At 45.1% G+C, this 20,313-nt stretch carries 16 protein-coding genes; 1 reads left to right on the forward strand and 15 read right to left on the reverse strand.

The window, feature by feature from the left end; translation table 11 throughout:
- The first annotated feature begins 222 nt into the window (after nt 1–222).
- Nucleotides 223–1,437 (forward strand): PASTA domain-containing protein, encoded by a 1,215-nt coding sequence (locus AC58QM_RS27025; RefSeq protein WP_497287889.1) that lies wholly within the window; start codon nt 223–225, stop codon nt 1,435–1,437.
- Between the two features lie 765 nt (nt 1,438–2,202).
- Here the strand turns inward: AC58QM_RS27025 and cysI are convergent.
- The 15 genes from cysI to AC58QM_RS27100 form a co-directional block, all read right to left on the reverse strand.
- A complete protein-coding gene (cysI, locus tag AC58QM_RS27030; RefSeq protein WP_497287890.1) occupies nt 2,203–3,924 on the reverse strand; it encodes an assimilatory sulfite reductase (NADPH) hemoprotein subunit in 1,722 nt (573 codons plus the stop codon).
- A 38-nt stretch (nt 3,925–3,962) separates the two neighbouring features.
- The gene (locus tag AC58QM_RS27035) at nt 3,963–5,789 is read right to left on the reverse strand and encodes an assimilatory sulfite reductase (NADPH) flavoprotein subunit (RefSeq protein ID WP_497287891.1); all 1,827 of its coding nucleotides are present in this window, start codon (nt 5,787–5,789) and stop codon (nt 3,963–3,965) included.
- A gap of 209 nt (nt 5,790–5,998) precedes the next feature.
- On the reverse strand, nt 5,999–6,826 hold the full coding sequence (locus tag AC58QM_RS27040; protein WP_497287892.1) for a carbohydrate ABC transporter permease: 828 nt from the start codon (nt 6,824–6,826) through the stop codon (nt 5,999–6,001).
- Nucleotides 6,823–7,707, reverse strand: coding sequence for a carbohydrate ABC transporter permease (locus tag AC58QM_RS27045; RefSeq protein ID WP_497287893.1), 885 nt, complete (start codon nt 7,705–7,707; stop codon nt 6,823–6,825). Before AC58QM_RS27045 ends, AC58QM_RS27040 begins: the two co-directional genes overlap by 4 nt.
- Before the next feature lie 89 nt (nt 7,708–7,796).
- Nucleotides 7,797–9,113 carry an ABC transporter substrate-binding protein gene (locus AC58QM_RS27050; RefSeq protein WP_497287894.1) on the reverse strand — a complete coding sequence of 439 codons (1,317 nt, stop codon included), beginning with the start codon at nt 9,111–9,113 and terminating at the stop codon, nt 7,797–7,799.
- A 118-nt stretch (nt 9,114–9,231) separates the two neighbouring features.
- Nucleotides 9,232–10,821, reverse strand: coding sequence for a response regulator transcription factor (locus tag AC58QM_RS27055; RefSeq protein ID WP_497287895.1), 1,590 nt, complete (start codon nt 10,819–10,821; stop codon nt 9,232–9,234).
- Nucleotides 10,822–10,824: 3 nt separating this feature from the next.
- Complete coding sequence (locus AC58QM_RS27060) at nt 10,825–12,600, reverse strand: sensor histidine kinase (protein ID WP_497287896.1); 1,776 nt, start codon at nt 12,598–12,600, stop codon at nt 10,825–10,827.
- A gap of 37 nt (nt 12,601–12,637) precedes the next feature.
- Entirely contained in the window at nt 12,638–13,480 is an 843-nt protein-coding gene (locus tag AC58QM_RS27065) for a carbohydrate ABC transporter permease (RefSeq protein ID WP_497287897.1), read from the reverse strand.
- A gap of 15 nt (nt 13,481–13,495) precedes the next feature.
- Entirely contained in the window at nt 13,496–14,374 is an 879-nt protein-coding gene (locus AC58QM_RS27070) for a carbohydrate ABC transporter permease (RefSeq protein ID WP_056610172.1), read from the reverse strand.
- 82 nt (nt 14,375–14,456) lie between these two features.
- Nucleotides 14,457–15,794 carry an ABC transporter substrate-binding protein gene (locus AC58QM_RS27075; protein ID WP_497287898.1) on the reverse strand — a complete coding sequence of 446 codons (1,338 nt, stop codon included), beginning with the start codon at nt 15,792–15,794 and terminating at the stop codon, nt 14,457–14,459.
- 126 nt (nt 15,795–15,920) lie between these two features.
- On the reverse strand, nt 15,921–17,510 hold the full coding sequence (locus tag AC58QM_RS27080; RefSeq protein WP_497287899.1) for a response regulator: 1,590 nt from the start codon (nt 17,508–17,510) through the stop codon (nt 15,921–15,923).
- 3 nt (nt 17,511–17,513) lie between these two features.
- Nucleotides 17,514–19,316 (reverse strand): sensor histidine kinase, encoded by a 1,803-nt coding sequence (locus AC58QM_RS27085; protein ID WP_497287900.1) that lies wholly within the window; start codon nt 19,314–19,316, stop codon nt 17,514–17,516.
- Nucleotides 19,317–19,441: 125 nt separating this feature from the next.
- Complete coding sequence (gene sda, locus AC58QM_RS27090) at nt 19,442–19,612, reverse strand: sporulation histidine kinase inhibitor Sda (protein WP_497287901.1); 171 nt, start codon at nt 19,610–19,612, stop codon at nt 19,442–19,444.
- Nucleotides 19,605–19,772, reverse strand: a complete 168-nt coding sequence (locus tag AC58QM_RS27095) for a hypothetical protein (RefSeq protein ID WP_157256816.1) — start codon at nt 19,770–19,772, stop codon at nt 19,605–19,607. Before AC58QM_RS27095 ends, sda begins: the two co-directional genes overlap by 8 nt.
- Nucleotides 19,773–20,001: 229 nt before the next feature.
- Nucleotides 20,002–20,271, reverse strand: coding sequence for a late competence development ComFB family protein (locus AC58QM_RS27100; RefSeq protein ID WP_497287902.1), 270 nt, complete (start codon nt 20,269–20,271; stop codon nt 20,002–20,004).
- Between the last annotated feature and the right edge of the window lie 42 nt (nt 20,272–20,313).

The following is a 20,313-nucleotide window of genomic DNA, read 5'->3' on the forward strand; positions in this document are numbered from 1 at the left end:
TGTGTAACCATTTTGGTACATCACGCGATATTGAACTCGTCTTAACATCCATGCAATCAACATACAGGTATTTCGAACTATTCCGATAAAATTCCACAAAATTTTCACTTGCTTATGTAATTTTTTGTAACGAGTACTCCTAAATTCCTATCCGCCTTCGAATCCTTTATAATAAAGTGTAAGTGTAAACCAATCACACACGCCAGAGAGGATGGTTATTCCATGCCCGATCGAATAGGTACACGATACGTGCCAAGTACACAAATCGTCTCTTTCCCTCATGGAACTCTCCATTATGGTGATGATGTATTTCTGACCCGCAAAGTATTACTGTATCGTAAAGTGCTTCGTCACAATCAACTCGGTGTCGATTACATAAGCTCACTCCAGGATAAAGCCGCGTTTATTCACGACGGATTTCATCACATGTTGGATACATCAATCGCTGAAGATGCTGTCACCATTATCTTGCAAGCCAAAAGCGGTTACCTCTTTTCCGATACGATGTACAAACGTAAATGGTCTTACGCAGCCGTTGTCGCTATCATTAGCGACCTAGGTGTTTCTTTGTTGGATGCGATGGAGGAAAAGATTACAGGCTTTTCCGTCCGTCCTAATAATCTATGGATTACGGATCAGAATAAACTTTCCATCATCAACTACTGGGAAGCAGATGAACACGAAGAGCAGAGCGCCATTGGTCTTTGCCGCTTAATGATTCAGTTACTTACCGGGAACGAATCGATCTCCGATAGGTTCGAGGTTATGCATACGAGTCTGGAGCGAGCTTCCATCCCAAGTGCAACAACAGAGCAGAAACTCGCGCTCATTCGCCTCATCAAATTTATTTGCCATGGGCAATCATCCCTTTCATCGCTCGTATTCGGGCTTCGGAGCTTACCTCCTGCCGCACCAAGTAGTATAAGCGAGCAGATAACGGCTCCTTTCCAGCTCGGAGCAGTGGAAGCCGCTGATGATACACAGCCTGATTCGCAGCGTTCGCGCCTTGACAATGAGAGCCTTACGCGTACGACGCGTTCAGCTAAACGAATTGCGCTAGGTGCCGTTTCAGCACTAGTTGTTGGCGGCTTTGCCGTATGGTATCTATGGCCGGAGCCTAAAGTCGTCCAAACCGTCGTCATCATCTCGCCTACACCTACGAGTACGCCTGACGTGAGCGTAAGTCCAAGCGCCACCGTGACTGCGAGGTTGACGAACACAAAGGAACCTTCTGAGAAAACCGTCGTACCGAATCTGGTCGGCCAAACGCAAGAGGCTGCGGAGCAGATGGCCCTAGCCGCTGGACTCCACTATAATTTCCTCATCGAAACTAGCACACAAGCCAAAGGCATCGTCACAAGGCAGGAGCCAAAGGCTGGAACAGAAAGCTTAAAAGAGGATAATGTAACGTTTTGGGTGAGCAAGGGGGCACAGTGATAGGATACGTGTTTGAATGTGTAGCGGAGGCGCTTGCACGACTCGGGTGATGCGAGCGCACATCAGGAGGAGCTTGCGTGACTCGGGTGATTCGAGCGCACAACAAGAGGAGCTACGGGACTCGAGTGGCGTTACTCGAACTCCCAGCTCAGGTTAACTGTAAAAACTACAGTTAATTTTTCTCATATTCGCTCTTTTTAGCATTTAGATGGAAAAACTACAGTTAAATTTCAGTTTTTTGCGGATCTCACAGCATTTCCCTGAAATTAACTGGAGTTTTTCCAGTTATTATGAAATTTCATACGTGATCGAAGGAAATAGATGGAGTTTTTCCATCTATTTCAACTTCGACAACCCTTACCGACACACTTCCTCCATTCATTCTCATCAGTTCACTCGCTGGATGTAATCTCACGACATAACACTTGTCTAAACTACTCTCACATCACCTTAATTCAACTCACCGCACTTTCACTCACGTCATACAATTATCTTACTTCAATCCCCCCATTCTCCTTACACTACTTCAATCACCCTATTTTCTTCATCTTACTTCAATCGCCTCACTTTCTCCCCGCACTACTTCGCTTATTTCACCATCCCCCTTAATATCATTTCATTTCATTTCACTTCACTTCATCTCCTCTCCTCCCCACACCACTCCATCACTTCAATTCAATTCACCCCATCCCTCCCCCTCCCCCCTCACCGCACAAAAAAAAGAGCAGCTCAAGTAGTAACCTACTTAATCTGCTCTTTCCTTAATTATGCGTGGAAATCTTGACCGGAACGCACTTCTTTCACATAGCCAGCGCGAATGACGAAGTCACCGAAGTGCTCATCACCCTGACGCTCTTTGGCATAGTGAGGGATGATCGATTGCAAGGAATCGAGAATCTCGGATTCACCGATGTTTTCTTTGTACAATTTATTCAAGCGGTTTCCTGCGAATCCGCCACCTAGATACATATTGTACTTCCCTGCCGCTTTACCGATGAATGCAAGCTCAGCTAGCATTGGTCGTGCACAGCCATTCGGGCAACCCGTCATCCGGATTGTAATTTCTTGCTCACGTAGGCCTACACCTTCAAGAATAGCCTCGACTTTGGTAATCAATGAAGGCAAGTAACGTTCCGATTCTGCCATTGCAAGTCCGCAAGTCGGGAACGCCACGCAAGCCATCGAGTTTCTGCGCAATGCGGAAAAGTGAAGACCATCCGTAATGCCGTGCTCTTTGATTAATTCTTCGATTTTCTTCTTTTTCTGAGCGCTTACGTTGCCGATGATCAAGTTTTGATTCGAAGTGAGACGGAAATCACCTGTGTGGATCTTCGCAATTTCGCGAAGACCTGTCATCAAACGGTAGTCCCCATCATCCATGACGCGGCCATTTTGAATGAACATCGTGAAATGCCATTTCCCGTTGCTGCCCTTCACCCAACCGTAACGATCGCCATTCGATTCAAAATGGAATGAGCGAGTTGGCTCAAGGTTCCAACCTAGACGCGTCTGTAGTTCATTCACGAACCACTCAATACCGCGATCGTCGATTGTATATTTGAAACGTGCATGTTTACGAACGGAACGATCACCGTAATCACGTTGGATCATGACCGTTTTCTCAGCTAAATCAACAGCTTGCTCCGGTTTAATGAACCCGATTACTTGACCAACTTGCGGATACGTTTTGACATCGCCGTGAGACATCCCCATACCGCCACCGACGGATACGTTAAAGCCTACCAAACGGCCATTTTCAATGACCGCGATATAACCAAGATCCTGCGAGTACACGTCTACATCGTTGGATGGCGGAATTGCGATACCGATTTTGAATTTACGCGGCAGGTACACAGGTCCGTAAATTGGTTCTTGTTCTTCTCCGTCGCGGCTATCCACGATTTTCTCGCCGTCTAACCAAATCTCATGATACGCTCTCGTACGTGGATCCAAGTGGTTGGAGATACGATTCGCCCACTCATAAACCTCGCCATGCACTTCGGATTGGTAAGGATTCGGGTTACACATCACGTTACGATTCACGTCACCACATGCCGCAAGTGTACTTAGCATGGACGCGTTAACTTCTTGAATCGTTTTCTTCATGTTCCATTTGATTACACCATGTAACTGGAAAGATTGACGAGTCGTAAGACGAATCGTGCCATTTGCATACTTCTGAGCAACACGATCCATCATCAACCATTGATCAGAAGTTACGATACCGCCAGCAGCACGTACGCGCAGCATGAACTGGTAGGCAGGCTCAAGCTTCTGCTTCGCACGTTCGTTACGCAAGTCACGATCGTCTTGCATGTAGCTGCCGTGGAATTTCATCAAGCGGTTGTCATCCTCGGGGATGGAACCGGTGATGCGATTTTCAAGAGTTTCTTCTAAACTTCCGCGCAAATAATTACTGCGGATTTTAATTTCTTCAACATCACTATGCGGCGCACTATTCTTCGATAGTAAATTATTTTCTGACATCTTGAGCTTTCTCCTCTACCGATCGCAGGGATCCCGTTTTAATAAACATCCCGTTGATAACGTTTTTGCTGTTGCATATTAGCCAAATATTGCACGGCTTCTTCGTTATTTAATCCGCCCTCTTGCTCAATAATCGTGAGCAGCGCAGCATTCACATCGTGTGCCATTTTCTTCTCGTCACCGCAAATATAGACAACAGCACCTTCTTGCAGCCATTGGTAAAGCTCGCGACTTTTCTCTAACATGCGGTTCTGCACGTATACTTTTTGATCCGTATCACGGGAGAAAGCTACGTCTAATTTCGTTAGCACGCCATCTTTCAACCAACGCTGCCATTCAACTTGGTACAAGAAGTCTGTAGCGAAGTGTTGATCCCCATAGAATAACCACGTTTTGCCATCTGCACCCGTCTCTTCTCTCTCTGCGAGGAAAGAACGGAATGGCGCTACGCCAGTACCAGGTCCAATCATGATGATTGGCGTTTCTGAGTTCTCAGGCAGTTTGAAATTCGGGTTGCTCTGAATGTAAACCGGTAACGCCGCACCTGATAGTGCGCGCTCAGCCAAGTGAACGGAACAAACACCATAACGATTACGTCCATTCGCTTCATAGCGAACCGAACGTACGGTGATGTGCACTTCATCCGGCGAAGCTTTGGATGAACTCGCAATCGAATATAAACGAGCAGGCAATTTGCGAAGCACGGCTACGAATTGACTAGCAGACACACCTTGTAAGGAGAAGTCTTGCACGAGATCCAATAGATCGCGGCCAGCGATGTACGATTTCAACTCAGCTTCTTTGCCAGGGGCAACAAGCGCTTGAAGCTTATCGTTTGACGTCAACTTTGCCACTTGCTCGAGCAAAGGTTTCGTCAGTACAGTAATTTCGAAGTTACGAGTAAGCGCTTCTTGTAGCGGGCGCTCTTCCCCATTTTTGTTGACTGCAACGGGTGTACTAGCATTCCAATCCATGGCTTGAATCAGTTCAGTAACTAGACGCGGATGATTCTCTGGGAATACACCCAAGCTGTCACCTGGTTCATATTGGAGATTGGAACCCTCTAAGGAGATTTCCACATGGCGCGTTTCACGATCGGAGCCGCGGCCATTCAAGTTCAAGTTCTCAAGCACTTCTGCTTGGAACGGATTCGTCCTGGAGTATTCAGACTCCGCGGAAGAGTCATTTCCAGCCACTGCAGCTGAACCACTAACAGATGTACTAGCTGATGCAGCGTTCAGAGCAGCCAAAACACCAGAAACCCAAGCTGCAGCTGGCTCGTCAAAGTCAACATCACAGTCAACACGTTCAGTTAAGGATTTAGCGCCAAGCTCTTGCAAACGCTTATCAAAATCTTTACCTGTTTGACAGAAGAATTCATACGATGTATCACCTAAGGAAAGAACGGAATAACGAAGTTCTTCTAATTGAGGTGCTCTTTTGCTATGAAGGAATTCGTAGAATGAGATCGCATTATCCGGTGGATCGCCTTCGCCATGCGTACTAACGATCATCAGAAGATTCTGAACCTTTTTCAGATTGTTCGGTTTGAAGTCGCTCATGGAGGAGATCGTTACTTGGAACGACTGCTCTTCTAGTTTTTTAGCTAGCTTTTTCGCTAAGCCATGGGAATTACCCGTTTGTGATCCGAAAAGGACGGTTACTTCTTTGGAAATGACAGGTTGACTAGCCACAGCCGTTGGAACGGAAGTTGCCGGCACTGCCGCGGAATTTGTCGAACCTTGTTGAGCTGTTAGGTAGCCACTCAACCAAATACGTTGAGTATCCGTTAACGTTGGTAGGACGCGGTTGAGCAATTCAACTTGCTCTTGGTTAAAAGGACTGTTTAAGACTTGAAGTTCCAACAAAATCCACCTCATCAGCATGTATTGATAAGCTTTGCTATTTTTCGCACTATTTTTACTCTCCATTGAAACCTATCATACGTGCGCACCATAGGTCAATTAGAATCATCTTATGAGACTTATAAGGGGAATTGATATATGGTTAAATGCGCACTTTTCATGCAAAAAATGACCCCAAAACGGGGTCATTTCCACATAGATATCCAATATTATCCTTTCACTGCTCCGTCCATGAGACCTGCGAATACGTATCGCTGGAAAAATAGGTAAATGAGCACAGTCGGAAGCATGATGATAAGGATCGCTGCGGAGAGTTCATTCCAATAGGAAGCGCGCTCCCCAACGAATGACATGAGTGCTGTAGAGAGCGTATGCAGCTTCTTCGCAGGCATATATAAGAATGGAATATACATGTCATTCATGATTTCTACTGTTTTAATAATCGCCAATGTCGCTGTTGCTGGAACCATAAGCGGGAAAATGATCGAGCGGAAAATGCGGAAATAAGAGGCACCGTCCATCATCGCACTTTCATCTAGTTGGTTGGAGATTTTCTCCATGAATTGCAGATAGATAAAGATTTGCAGGAGATCCGTCCCCGCATAGATTAAGGTTGGTGCATACAACGTGTTGTACAAGCCCAGCGCTTTAATAATTTGAAACCTAGCCACCTCTGTGGTGTAAAAGGGAACGACCATTGCAACTGTGAACAACGCGAAAATCAGTTTTTTCAACCGGAAATCAAATCGATTGAGAATATAGGCCGTCATCGTGCCCAAAATCATGTTTAACACAACGCTCACGAAAATGAGGATAAACGTATTTTTAAAGCCCGTCAGAATATCTCCTTTAATGAACGCTGTTTTTAAATTCCCCAAGTAGAAGCTGTCCGGAATAGCTATCGGAGATGAGGCAGCAAGCTCTGCAGCAGGCTTCAGAGAGGCAAATAGTACCAAGAACAAGGGAATGAGTACGATGACCGTGATACACGCAAATACAAGGTAATACAGCGGCTTTAATCTCGAGCTGACTGTCATGCTTCACCGCCTCCTGCAGCTTGAAAAATTTTCTTTTGCACATAGCTGAACACGATAATCATGACCATAAGCAAAATAGCCATTGTCGAAGCTAAGCCGTAATTATTGAATTTAAAGGCAGTATCCACCGTGTACAAGGTAAAGGTTGAACTGGCATTCGCAGGACCACCCTGGGTCATTAGGAATGGAATGTCGAACACTTGCAAGGCCCCTCGCACGTTCAGGAAAAGCACGATCTCGATAACCCGACTCATACCAGGAATGGTGATGTGCCACAGCTGTCTTAACGGACTCGCACCATCCATGCGTGCCGCTTCGTACAAATCCTCTGGGATCGACTGCAAGCCAGCAAGAAATAAAATAACGTGCAGACCGCAATAGCGCCATAAGGATACGAAAATCAAGGAGTAGTTGACGACCGCAGGATCACTTAGCCAGCGTTGAATCCATGAATCCAAGCCTACCGTATCTAGAAATAAATTAAGCGGGCCATTAATCGGGTTATATAAATAGCTGAATACATACGCCACTGCGACCCCATTGATTACATAGGGTAGAAACACGATGGAGCGGAAGAAGGCATTGGCTCTCATTTTGGCGTTCAAGCTGACAGCTATCATGATTTCGAGTGGAAGAATCAAGGCATGAATGAGGAAATACTTCCAATTATGATAGAGTGATTTCCAAATCTCCGGCATATGAAAGGCTTGCACATAATTATCTAGGCCCACATAGTTAAATGTTCTGCTGATCCCATTCCAGTCCGTCAAGCTCAGCTGGACGAGCTTTAATGTCGGATACATCAACAACAACAAGAGTAGAAATACGGGTACGGCAAGAAAAAGGACGATAATCAACTTTTTTTGCATGTTGTAACTCATGTAGGTTTCACCTCCAAGGCATGGGGATAGGAAACACGGTCACACCATAACGACCGCATTCCCTTCCGCCCTTCCATCTCTCTACGATCTTATTTCTTCACGTCGCGCGCTTTGATCCATTTATCATCCAATTGCTTGGAAATGTCACTCAGCTTTTTGCCTGAAATCATATCTTGACCGACAGTCTTCCAGTCCAATTGCGTTGCATTGATCAGATCCGTGTACTTCTGGTTGCCTGGCACATACAAGAACGGCGTGATTTTGTTGTTTTTGTAGAAATCATTTAGGAATGGCACATTAGCTGTTACGCCATCAATAACTGCGCCTAGCTTCACTTTATCTACATACTGCTGATGTACAGCTGGGCTATAGAACCAGTCCATGAACTTTTTCACGGCTTCGGTGTTTTTGCTGTTTTTATTGATCGCATAGAAGTGATCTGTGAACGTCATCACGGTAAGCGGCTCGGATTCACTGTCACGAACCGGTAACGGGAACGCTGCCAGATCGTCAGCATTGCCTACTTTGGACATATACGTATCCAAATACCACAAGCCCGCAGCTACAACAGCTGCTTTCTTACTCTCAAACAGGCCAGTTGCTTGATCCCAGCTTACGCCAAGTGGATCTGGACCCATGACTTTTGCGCCGTACAAGGCTTCGATTTTGCTATAAGCTTTGTAGAATGGCGTGCCTTCTGCAAACGGGTGAGCCGCAGTCGCAAGATTGCTTAAGTAATTCTCATCACCTGAAGTGATGTGGTGCATGAACTCATTGAAGGGGTAATCCGGCCAAGCATCCTTGCCGCCCATCGCATAGGGAATGTATTTTTTGTTGTCTTTGATTTTATTCAGAACATCAAGGAATTGCGGCCAAGTCGTTGGTACGGCAAGTCCCAATTCTTTAAAAATACTCGGATGGTAGTAGACCATCTCCGGGAATTGAACGGTTGGCATCGCTAAGACTTTGCCGTCCACTGCGTATTTCTTCGCATATTTGTTCTTTGCTGTTGTGCTCAGGTCGTCGAGCGGAAGCAGCTCGGTTTTGAAATCATTAATAAAGTTCGGCTTCAATTCGAAGAAATCAGGCATTTCATTTGCTGAGAGACGAACCTTCATCGCTTTCAAATAATCGCCATCATTTTTGAAGGCTTCGACTTCCACACTCACGTTAGGATCAACCTTGGAGTACTCTTTTACTTTAGCGGTCAAAAAGTCAATAAAGGATGCGTTAACGTCCCACATCGCCATTTTGATGGTAACTTTGCCTCCGCTCGCCTCTTGCTTTGGTTTATCAGTCCCGGCTGGCGCTGTCGTTGAACTACTTTCAGATGATCCACACCCGCTTAGTACAACTGACATCGTCAAAACGCTTGCTAATAGTGGCCCTGCCCATTTTTTTCTCATTCAAACAACCCCTCCATGACCTCTTATGTTTGCGCTTACAACCCTTATTCTAAGAGTACGGAGGCTTCAAGGACATGACGATTCTTGTGCTTACTTGTGCAATTCTTGTGCTTTACCCTCAGCGGCTTGACTCGCGATACTGTTGTGGCGTCTGACCCGTCACTTTCTTGAAAATACGACTGAAATGCCCCTGATTCGGATAACCGACCCTCTCGGCGATTTCAAACAGCTTCATACCGCCCCACATTAATTGGATGGCCTTCTCAATTCGAACATGGGTCACATAGGCGATGAAATTCTCACCCGTTTCCTTCGTAAATTGTTTGCTTAAATGACTCTCACTGACACCCACCCACTCACTAACGTCACTCAACGACAGTGGTTCATGATAATGCCCATCGATATAAGCCTTCGCTTTGTCAATCAGTCGCGGAGACTGGCTAATGACAATTCGACGAGGGTCTAGCTGAGCAGCAGCACTTGTAACCAAGTTTGCCAGCCAGAGGTGAACATCCATCATACTCGACTTTTGAAGCAACTCTTCATACGGTGGGGTCTCTATGTCTGTAACGTCCCTCCAGTCCAATCCACGGGCGTGTAGCAGCCCCCCTAATTCCCAGAGGAAACCTTGATACATTTTGCGGATATCTTTCAACGGTTTATCTTGTTGTGACTGCCAGAAGGCAAACCCTTTGTCCAACTCTTGTTGCCATGACTGACCCATTTCCAGACTGCGCAGCAGCTCTTTGCGATCCCACACCTCTAAACCACTAGATTGCAGCTGTGAGCGATTCATCCTGGCATGTTCTGGAAAGAATACTCTTCCCTCCTTGGTAAAAAAACGCAGCTCAGCAAGCTCTTTCGCTTGCTCGTAAGCTGTTCGCCATTCCTCCCGAGACTGAATGAAATCAGATACACCGATCGATATCGATTGATTCACGTATTGCTTGAAATGACTCACAAGTTGATCCATACCCTCTGCAATGCGATGCCTCATGCTATGACGACCTTGACTTGCTTCCTGACGGAAGAGCAGCATGAGCGCATATTCCTTCGCACTCATCGGAAGAATGGTAACTTCAGAGAAATACCCTTCCATCACTTGCCGAATCATATGTACAGTGAAATTGGCACTCTCATCTGTGGTTGCGACTTGCATACAAGCGATGATTTGTTCACCGCTATCACTTTGTCCTAACTGAGTTTCAGGCGCCATTTGGCCCCCAGCTCCTCCTCGCAGTTGCGCGGTAAGCGTGATTTCCCGCGCTTTCATCTGGCGCGCTCGCTGCTCTCGCTCCTCTTGTTCGGCTTGCTGCATTCGCTCTCTCAACATGTCCACCGCTTTCGCAACTACAGCGTTCATAGGCTCAGGTTCCATGTGTGACTTCACGATATAATCCACTGCTCCTAATAGAAACGCTTGACGCACATAGTCATACTCCGAGTAAGCGCTAAGGACGATGACAACTGGGTTCCTTTCCATCCTAAGTTCGCTTAACTGCTCCAAACAAGAGATGCCATCCATCTGAGGCATTTGAATATCCATCATAATCAAATCAATGCCTTCATACCTCTGGAGTATTCGCAAAGCCTCTTGACCATCAGAAGCTTCCGCAACAATCTCACATTGATACGTTTCCCATGCGATTAATTCACGAAGAGCTAGCCGCACAAGAGGTTCATCATCGACAAGTAACACCCTAAACATCGTTCAGGCCTCCTTTTTAACAGTCGTACTGGACGGGCTACTCGCAAGTATCGGGAGAATAAGTTCCATCTGTGTGCCTATCCCAGGTTTACTACTCACCACGAGTCTCCCTTCGTGACCGTATTGAAGCTCTATACGACTTCGCACATTCGCAAGTCCAATCCCATTGAAGGAATCCCCAACTTGCTTGCTTGCCGATACCTCTTTCTCCAACTCGAATCCGTTCCCATTATCTCGAATCGTAATTCCGAAGTGACGGTCACCCACTTTATATCCGCGAATATGAATGAGCCCCTTGTGATTCAGGCCATGAAAGCCATGAACGATACTATTTTCGACCAGCGGCTGTAATAAAAGCTTCAACATCATCGATTGGCTGATGTCATCCTCCACTTCGGTATGAACTTCAAACCGATCTCCATATCGAATTCGCATGATGGCAAAATAATCATCCAACAGCTGCAGCTCTTCCCGAAGAGTCGTGTAACTGCCACCGCGATTAAAAGCCGATGAAACCAAATGCATGAGTGATTCCGTCATTTTCTGAATGTGCGGTGCTTTCGCCATGAGCGCCATGATTTTAATGGCATTTAACGTGTTCACCAGAAAATGAGGTCCGATCTGCGATTGCAAGGCACTCATCTCCGCGTTCAAACGCTCATCTTCTTTGATTTCTCGCTCCTTAATAAGCTCCTGAATGCGCAGCGTCATTTCGTTAAAACTATGACCTAACACATAGATTTCTATCGGGCCCGAGGCTTCCAATTGCACTTGAAAGCTCCCCATCTTCACGCGGCTCATCTGCCTAACAAGGGTAAGAATAGGCTTCGCCATACTTCGTACCCAGAACCAGGATGCCAATAAAAAGACAATTAACGCAACGGTCGAGACAAGCATCGTGCGATTATACACTTGTTTAACGCTGGCCAGCATTTGATCATAAGGCATCACATGTATGTATTTCCATCCGGATTGCGCAGAAGTTAGGTAACTAACGAACGACTGCTTCCCATCTTCACTTTGAACATAGTTCCCGGTCTGCTCGCTCATCGCTTGCTTCAATAAGGCATGACTCGACGTTTGATTCATGATCAATTCATCAGATGAGCTCGAAATGACGCTGCCATTCGGTGAAATGACTAAGAAATACCCCGACTCCGAAACCTGCGTTCGAAGCAATTGCTGAAGCACACTTCCTCGGAAGATAAAGTAAACGTTTTCAACACTGTTAAAAGAATCAGGAAATTTCGGCGAAATCGACGCCGTTATCTCCATATGTCCACTGGTCCCAGGACGCAGGTTATCCTCCGCACCAAATATTTGAACTTTATTGACCTTATCTACGGTTTGTTCATACCAATGTGCATGCCGAAGCTCATCTTCTTGTAAGCCCAAGCTTTGTTTATACGCATACGTGCCACCGCCACGGTAAAAGAATACCGCAGAAATAATCTCAGACGTGTAATGAAAATAATTACTTAACTGGTGATCCAACTCCATACTCGCCTCATGGCTCGCTTGTTGATTCAGATTGGCTTGATTATGAATACTTGTTGCGGTAGCAAACAACTTATCATCATTGGCTATAGTTGCAATGGTATAAATCATCCTGCTTGTTTCCTTGTCAACTGTATACGAAACCTGTTCTAACGTTTGCATCGCCCTTGTCGTGACATTATCGAATAAGACATGATTGAAAGACCTTACAGAGAACCAAGTTACGATGAAAATAGGCAAAAGAATAAAGACGACGAAAGAGACATATAAGACGGTAGCCATATGCCACCGTCCCATGAATGCAAGCTTTTTAACCATATTAACCTTTCACAGCAGACCCTACGGTCATCGCCTTCTCCACTTGCTCACTAAAGAGGACATAAACGAGCACTGTTGGCAAGCTGGCAATTGTCATCGCCGCCCCCATTGCACCCCAGTTTGTCGTAAACTGACCTTGGAAGAACAGCAATCCGAGCGGTAATGTTTTCAGAGATTCTTTGGTAATTAAAATGAGTGCCATCGTGAATTCATTCCAAGAGGATAAGAATACGAAAATGACCATCGTCGCCATTGCCGGTTTAATAATTGGTAAAATAATGGTATAGAACGTCCGATAAATGCTAGCTCCATCCATACACGCGGATTCTTCGAGTTCAACAGGAATGGAACGGAAAAAGCCATAGAACACCATGCTAGAGAACGAAATATTAAAGGCAATATAAGGAACAATGAGTGCACCATACGTGTTAGCTAAGTGGAAATCACGAACAAGAATTGCCAATGGGATCATAATAACTTGTACGGGAATGAACATCCCGATGACCACATAGATTCTTGCTACTTCCTTGAAACGCCATTGCATGCGGGCAACTGCATAGGAAAATGTTACGGAAAGGATAATCGTCCCTACAACGGTGCAGGCTGCAACAAGCAAGCTGTTGCTAAAGTACTGCGGTACATTGAATTTGGACCAAGCATCCACATAATTTTCGAACCGAAAATGGGTGGGAATCCCGAATGGATTCGTAACGAAAATCTCATTGTTATTTTTCAGGGAATAGAAAATCATCCACAATAACGGATACACCGATAACCCCGCATACACCCATAAAAGGATGCCAAGGAGCGGATTTTTTTTGCGTAATTTGAGTAAGCCGTTCATCTTAAACATCCTCCTTTAAAAGGTAATACGTTCACGTGCGATAAGTTTGTTAATCGCTAACGTTACAATCAAACACTCAATGACAAGGAACGCTGCTGCCGCACTGCCGTAGCCGAATTCCCCAACACGGAAAGCGGAACGGTACATCAAGTATGTCAATGTGTAGGTGGAGTTACCTGGCCCGCCGCCTGTCATGATAAACATGTTAGCAAAAGCGTTCAACCCACCTGTAATCGCGAGGACTAAGCAAAATTTGTACGTCTCAGCCAGCATCGGAATTGTAATCTTCATATGTGCTTTGAATTTGGAAGCGCCGTCGATACGGGCAGCCTCTAAGTACTGTTCAGGTACAGACTTCACAGCCGCAAGAAGCAGCGCGAACTGGTAGCCCATGTACTGCCAAGCATTTACGAAGGCGATCGCGAAGATTGCTGTTTTGCTGTTCGTCAACCAGTCTTGACGATAGGAGATGCCAAGTGCTTCAAACACTTTGTTGATCAACCCATACTCACTGTTATACATCGCCAACCAGAGCTGACAGACAACGGTAATCGAAAGCACGACCGGAATGAAGTAGGAAATGCGTAGAAGCTTACTCCCTTTGAAGCCCTCTGCTACGGCAAAAGCGAGCACCGACCCGATCCCAATTTGCACAACGGCTAGGATGCCTGCAAACACGAGTCCGTTATAAAGGGACGTGTAGAAAATACTGTCTTGAAACAATCGCGTGTAGTTATCTAGAAAAATAAACGTGCCCTCGCTGAGGCCATCCCATTCAAAGGTACTGCGGTAAAACGTCTGTAAAATCGGATAAAACACGATCACTGTATACAAAAGGAGAGCCGGCAGCGTGAACAGCATAATCGCTACCTTATTTCCCATGAATTTGCGCATGTCATCACTTCCCTTGTAGAGTAGAAGACTCACCATAGGACTAGACGTTCCACGGTGAGTCTTCCATGTCATAGAATCACAATTATTTTGCTGGTACAGCTGCTTTATTCAGATCTTTCACGAATTGATCGGACGTGTAGTTACCAGTCATTAGGTTTTGTGTAGCATCTTCAAGTGCTGCTTTGAACTTCGGATTGGACAAGCCCCATGAGAACGCTGTTGTGCTTGTGATTTTCGGAATATCCTTGGATAGCTGATCCATCATTGGAGGAAACTGCTTCACAATCGGTTTGTCTACTTTTGTTGCTACGATCGGGTTACTGCGGTTCGTATACTTGTACTCGGCATACTTCAAGGAGATGAATGAGGCAACTTTCGCTGCTAGCTCTTTATCTTTCGTGTTTGCGGATACCGCGTATCCACCAGGACCACCGCTGCCACTGAATGCTGTTTTACCTTTTTCATAGGCGGCTGCATCAGCTGCTGGCAAGTACATGTAGCCGGCTTTGTCGCCAAGTGCTTTCGTTGCTGCTTCAATTTCCCATTGACCGTTGATGAACATCGCTGCTTTACCCTCATGGTAAAGTGCCGCGGCTTGGTCATAGTTCAAGTTCGTTGCGCCTTTAGGCAGCATGCCTGCTTTCACAAGCTCAATAATTTTGTCAGCAGCTGTTTTGTAAGCCGCGTCTTCTGCTTTCGCCGTACCTTTATCCAACTTGTTAATACCGCCTGCATCAGCACGTGTTACAAACATGTCATAGAGCGCTACGCAAGGCCATTTTTCTTTGGCAAAAATGGAAAGCGGTGTAACACCTTTTGCGTTGAACGTTTTAACAGCTGTCATCATTTCATCATACGTTGTTGGTACTTTCACGCCGTTTTGTTGGAACAAATCTTTGTTATAGTACAATAGGGCTACTTCGTTCCCTGCATACGGGAATGCGTATGTGTGCCCATCATCCGTTACCAATGTGTTCATTGCGCTTGGCTGCATTTTATCCTTAAAGCCAAACTTCGTAACATACTCATCCAACATCAGGATGTTATTGGACTTTTTGAACGTGTCGATAATGTCTAGACCTGCTTGGAAAATGTCTGGAAGATTTCCCGTCGCCGCGTAAGTCTTCAACTTCTGCCCATCATCTTGCGCTTGGATATCTAGCTCTAGCTCAACATTCGGCATTTCCTTTTTCAACTCAGCTACCGCATAGTCATAAGGTGTTTTCGTATCTTCATCTGCATACTGAGCATAAATTCTTAGTTTAACTGGTTTTGCATCTGTCTTAGCAGGCGCCGTCGTAGCTGCAGCTGTTGCTGCTGGTGCCGCGCTGGTTGTTTCCTTCGGTGTTTCTGTGGAACCGCAAGCTGCTAGGCTAGTTGCCGCGAGTAAGCTTACGAGAGTAACTGCCATCTTTTTCATGTGAAGACCTCCCAGGAATTCTTGTGCGTTTCTCCTCTTTACATCCTCAGTATAGAAGGAAAAAACCCCAGTGATAATGGAATAACTGAGGGCTTCTTGTAAAATCCGCACATTCGTGTGCAGCCGTTATAAGCGATTATTCTCATACTCACTAGGCGAGTAGCCGAAGAATTTCTTGAAACTTTTGCTAAAATAGCTAGGATCATTGACCCCAATCTGCTCCGCAATATCCGCCAAGCGAATATTTCCTTTGCCCAGTAATTCCTTCGCTTTGTGCATGCGGACGTGGGTCACGTAATCCGTTACAGTCATGCCGATCTCTTTCTTAAATACGGCTCGCAAATAGCTGGGGTTAATAAACACCTGCTGGGCAATCTGATCTAATTGAAGCTCAGAATTCATATATTGCCCCTCGATGTATTCTTTCGCTGATTGCGCGATCTTTGAGGATCTTGTCTTCTTGTGCTTATTCGTATATTGTATCGCCTTCGCGAAAAGTTCCTTAATCCAAGCTGACGTGCTCTCAATTGAACCCAAACGCTTGATTTCACTATACGGGTAAAAGTTTTCGCCAAAGCAATCTGCAATGGGATGCCCCATCTCCGTGACGTAAGACAGGCAAACAGAGATTAACCCCATTGAAATCACATAGGTATATTCTAATGACAATCGTTGCTCTCGTATGGATTGGAAAACTTCTTCCAATTTCTCTTCTAGCTTCTCTGTATTATGCATGCGTAAAAGTACAAGCAGTTCCTCGTTGACCTCTGTCGGATAGATGGCCTGCTTACCAGAATCAAGCACATATGAGCCGTAGGCAATCACTCGGTCATTTCCTAATACGAACTTGTTCTGAAGTGCTTCTAGTGCCTCCATATACGAGGATCGAATGCCGCCAAAGCCTGACTGACTGCGACCAACGCCAATCGTTATCGTGAATTTCAAGTATTTTTTGATCAGAAAAATCAGTTTCTCATATCCCTCTAACGCCGGAACTTCGAGATCCTTTACGCCTTGATGCTCGACCAGACAAATAATCCGCCCCTCTGGCCCGTTGAATATGAGATGATGACCCGTTTCCTCCAGCGCTTCATTCAAAATATTCGTTACCGCATATTTCCACAGTAAGCGTTCGCTCACTTGATTCCATTTGACATCCATATGGTCGATTTCAATGCACGCAACGATGAACAAGGAGGAGCTGAATGACTCCCCGAGTTGTTGGAGTTTCTGGGTCGTTTCCTCTGGAGAATGATGATATTCGCTGCTAAGCAGATAGTTCAAATAACTTTCCTTCATCAATTGTTGATTTTCTTTCAGTGTGGATCTTTCTTCCCGCGCTTTTTCATGCTCCTTCTGCAACTTTAATAGCGTTAACACAAGTTCATCCTTGGAGAATGGTTTTAGAATATAATCTTCTACACCTAATTTAAGCGCCTTACGCGCATAATCGAATTCATTGTGACCTGTAATGAGCACCACACTCGTAGCAGGGTAGTGCTCCTTTAATTGCTCCGTAAGACTTAACCCATCCATGAAAGGCATTGTAATATCAACAAGCGCTATATCAGGATGATGCAGTTGGACTTGCTCTAGGGCTTCAATCCCGTTTTTGGCCTCCGCACAAAGCTCAAAGCCATAAGCCTCCCAATCTAACGCTGAACGCAAATATTCTCGAAAAATGGATTCATCATCCACGATTAATATTTTCTGCATGCTCTACTCCTTCTCCTCACACCCAAAAGGCAACCATAGTGTAACTTCAGTGCCCTGCCCCTGTTCACTTGTAATTTGCAAGCCATATTCGTCCCCATAATACAGTTGAATACGGTCATTCACATTCTTGAAACCATATCCTACGGCCTCTTGAGATGTCTCCGTCTTCTTTACGATAGCCTTGAGCCGATCTGCATCCATGCCAACGCCATCATCAGCAACAATGATTTTTATTTTGGAATCCACAATTTCACCTGTTACTCTCAGAAGCCCCAAACTTCCCTTGGTTTTGAGTCCATGATAGATCGCATTTTCAACCAACGGCTGTATCGTCAGCTTCGGAATTTGACCGCTTAGCACATCGTTATGCATATCAAACTCATACGTAAATACATCAGAATAGCGAATTCGCTGAATGGATAAATAGTCTTTCACATTGCGAATTTCCTCTTCAATCGTGATCGTTTCGCGGCCTTTACTAAGCGCTGCGCGGTAGAAATCTGCTAACGCTTTCGTCGTCCGCTGCACATCACGGGTTCGTCCCATTTCAGACAAAGTATAGATGACATCCAGCGTATTATAGAGGAAATGCGGCTTAATTTGTGCTTGAATGAGCGCAAGTTCGTATTCCCGTTTCTTCTTTTGCTCCCAATTAATGTTGGTCAAAAGCTCTTGAATCCGCCGAATCATCGCATTAAAGCCAGAAGATAGCATCCCAATCTCATCCTCTGAATTCACTTGGAATTCGATGTCCAAGCTGCCTTCCTTGACCTTCTTCATGTATTTCGTGAGTCCCATAATGGGCTTGGCAATCAATTGTGAGAGCATACCTGCGCCAAGAAGGGCAAAAAAGAGGCAAACAATACCCAGCAACACGATAAGCAACGTAATTTTGCGCGTATCCGCCGTTAACGAGGCCAGTGGTGCCATTGAAATTAATTTCCATCCAAAGCTAGGTACATCGGAGCTGACCACGAGCGTTTTCTCATATTCAAAAGAGGTGGGCTCAGAGGAATGCTTACTTGAAGTGATCCAACGCTTCATCTCAGGAATCGCAACTTCTTGGAGCACATCCGCAGGATGCTGGGATGAAATTACGATACCTTCATCATCCACGATAAAATAGCTCCCATCTTGGATGGACCCGATTTTCTGATAAATCGCCGATAACGAGCTCTCCTTGATATTAAGCACAAGCAAACCAAGCTTCTGACCTGTATAAATATTCACGATCCGTTTCCCCAGCGTCATTACGGTCTCATTCGAACTATGGGTTAAATAATCCCGGCGCTGCATAGGAAACCAAATATTGTTCCCGCTCGACGTATCGATTTGTTTCAGCATGGGGCTGGTTGGGATCCAATCCCGATTTCGCTCCATGAGAACATTCGAACCATAAATCCGATTATTCGTATCGATGAATGCCGCAGACTGGACATCAGGAAAAACAAGCAAGGCAAAGCTTAGTTGATTAGTAATCTGCGTGTACATCTGCAGGCTCGTTTCCGACGCACTCATGGACAGAGGATCCTCGACGATGACCTTGTTAAGATTAATCGTCAACATATTCGCGCAGCTCTCTACATTCGTTAACATACCCGTGATGCGGGTAATAATAAGCGAGGAGTTGTCAGAGACGTTTTTGATCGTTTTCTTTACAATGGCGTTCGTATAGACTTGGTTCGAAACAAAACCTAGCACAAACAAGGGTACAAAGATCAACGGGAAATAAATGAGTATGATTTTATATCGAATGCGTTGGTTTCGAAACCAATGTGTCGGAATCAGCTTCTGAATGATGCTCATGTTTGTTTGGCCCCCTTTAGCGAAAACAAAAAAAATCCCCTACCGTGCAACGTCAGGAGCTCCCTGTCCGTTACATTGTAAAGGATTCATACCATTTTTAAAACTGAACTTTCATAGCGTGTATGTTAACTTGTGCTTTCTAGACTGTTCTCTTGGAATAAGCTAATCTGCCTTGCTTGAATTTCTAATAGCAAAAACAGAAGAAATTCCTTACTGAGCTTCATTCGGCTTGCATTTATATAGGCATCAACCAGCGTGTCATTGGAGATTGCTTTCAAATTATCGCGATCATTCATTGTGCAACAACCATTTCGGGTTTTCTTCTAGCATAGACATCATTTTCTTCATCGATTGTTGAATTTGTTCATCGGAGGGCAAGCATATATTGCCATAAGATTGTTGTACAACATCCGTTAACACCGAATCAAAAATGCCATTAAATTGCTCTGATTTCACATGAACCCCTCCTAATTTTCATTAATTTGGAAATTCTTTCTTCTATCTTAGCTTGTAGTGCGCAAAAAAACAGCGCATTTATTTTTGCATCCCTTACATCTTTTTTTTCTATATTATGTAATTTCGTTTGCATTCTGGAGTATGTGGCAACTAAAAAACGCCGCCAGCCCCGTTAGAACGGGGATAGCGGCGTATGCCAATCTGCTATGTGGTGCCAAACTCCTTGCATCTACTCACGATGATGTTGATGATGTTCAACAAAAGTCGATGCTTCCATCAATTCGCGCATAACGTCTGATTGTAATTGTTGATTCGTAAATTCACCTTTTACGTATAGATGCCCCTTCTCACTGGAAGTATAACGTGGCGGAAGTCGGTTCAGCGCTATTGCCAATATATCTTGTTGGCACGTCAAACAAACACACTTCAATTCATAGTTTTTCCGAAATTCTTCGAACAACTGCGTGACCACGGTTTCCATTGCATTGACGACAGCCATCTTGCAACTCTCCTCTTTGAACATTCATTACGTCTATTATAC

It is taken from the genome of Paenibacillus sp. J22P165, assembly GCF_059692015.1.

Excerpts from the sequence above, each read along its gene's own strand:
- AC58QM_RS27040 (WP_497287892.1), bottom strand. The coding sequence starts at position 6,826 with ATGACAGTCAGCTCGAGATTAAAGCCGCTGTATTACCTTGTATTTGCG.
- AC58QM_RS27080 (WP_497287899.1), bottom strand. The coding sequence starts at position 17,510 with ATGCAGAAAATATTAATCGTGGATGATGAATCCATTTTTCGAGAATAT.
- AC58QM_RS27060 (WP_497287896.1), bottom strand. The coding sequence starts at position 12,600 with ATGGCTACCGTCTTATATGTCTCTTTCGTCGTCTTTATTCTTTTGCCT.
- AC58QM_RS27100 (WP_497287902.1), bottom strand. The coding sequence starts at position 20,271 with ATGGCTGTCGTCAATGCAATGGAAACCGTGGTCACGCAGTTGTTCGAA.
- cysI (WP_497287890.1), bottom strand. The coding sequence starts at position 3,924 with ATGTCAGAAAATAATTTACTATCGAAGAATAGTGCGCCGCATAGTGAT.
- AC58QM_RS27025 (WP_497287889.1), top strand. The coding sequence starts at position 223 with ATGCCCGATCGAATAGGTACACGATACGTGCCAAGTACACAAATCGTC.
- AC58QM_RS27070 (WP_056610172.1), bottom strand. The coding sequence starts at position 14,374 with ATGCGCAAATTCATGGGAAATAAGGTAGCGATTATGCTGTTCACGCTG.
- sda (WP_497287901.1), bottom strand. The coding sequence starts at position 19,612 with ATGAATGATCGCGATAATTTGAAAGCAATCTCCAATGACACGCTGGTT.
- AC58QM_RS27065 (WP_497287897.1), bottom strand. The coding sequence starts at position 13,480 with ATGAACGGCTTACTCAAATTACGCAAAAAAAATCCGCTCCTTGGCATC.
- AC58QM_RS27075 (WP_497287898.1), bottom strand. The coding sequence starts at position 15,794 with ATGAAAAAGATGGCAGTTACTCTCGTAAGCTTACTCGCGGCAACTAGC.
- AC58QM_RS27045 (WP_497287893.1), bottom strand. The coding sequence starts at position 7,707 with ATGAGTTACAACATGCAAAAAAAGTTGATTATCGTCCTTTTTCTTGCC.
- AC58QM_RS27085 (WP_497287900.1), bottom strand. The coding sequence starts at position 19,316 with ATGAGCATCATTCAGAAGCTGATTCCGACACATTGGTTTCGAAACCAA.
- AC58QM_RS27055 (WP_497287895.1), bottom strand. The coding sequence starts at position 10,821 with ATGTTTAGGGTGTTACTTGTCGATGATGAACCTCTTGTGCGGCTAGCT.
- AC58QM_RS27050 (WP_497287894.1), bottom strand. The coding sequence starts at position 9,113 with ATGAGAAAAAAATGGGCAGGGCCACTATTAGCAAGCGTTTTGACGATG.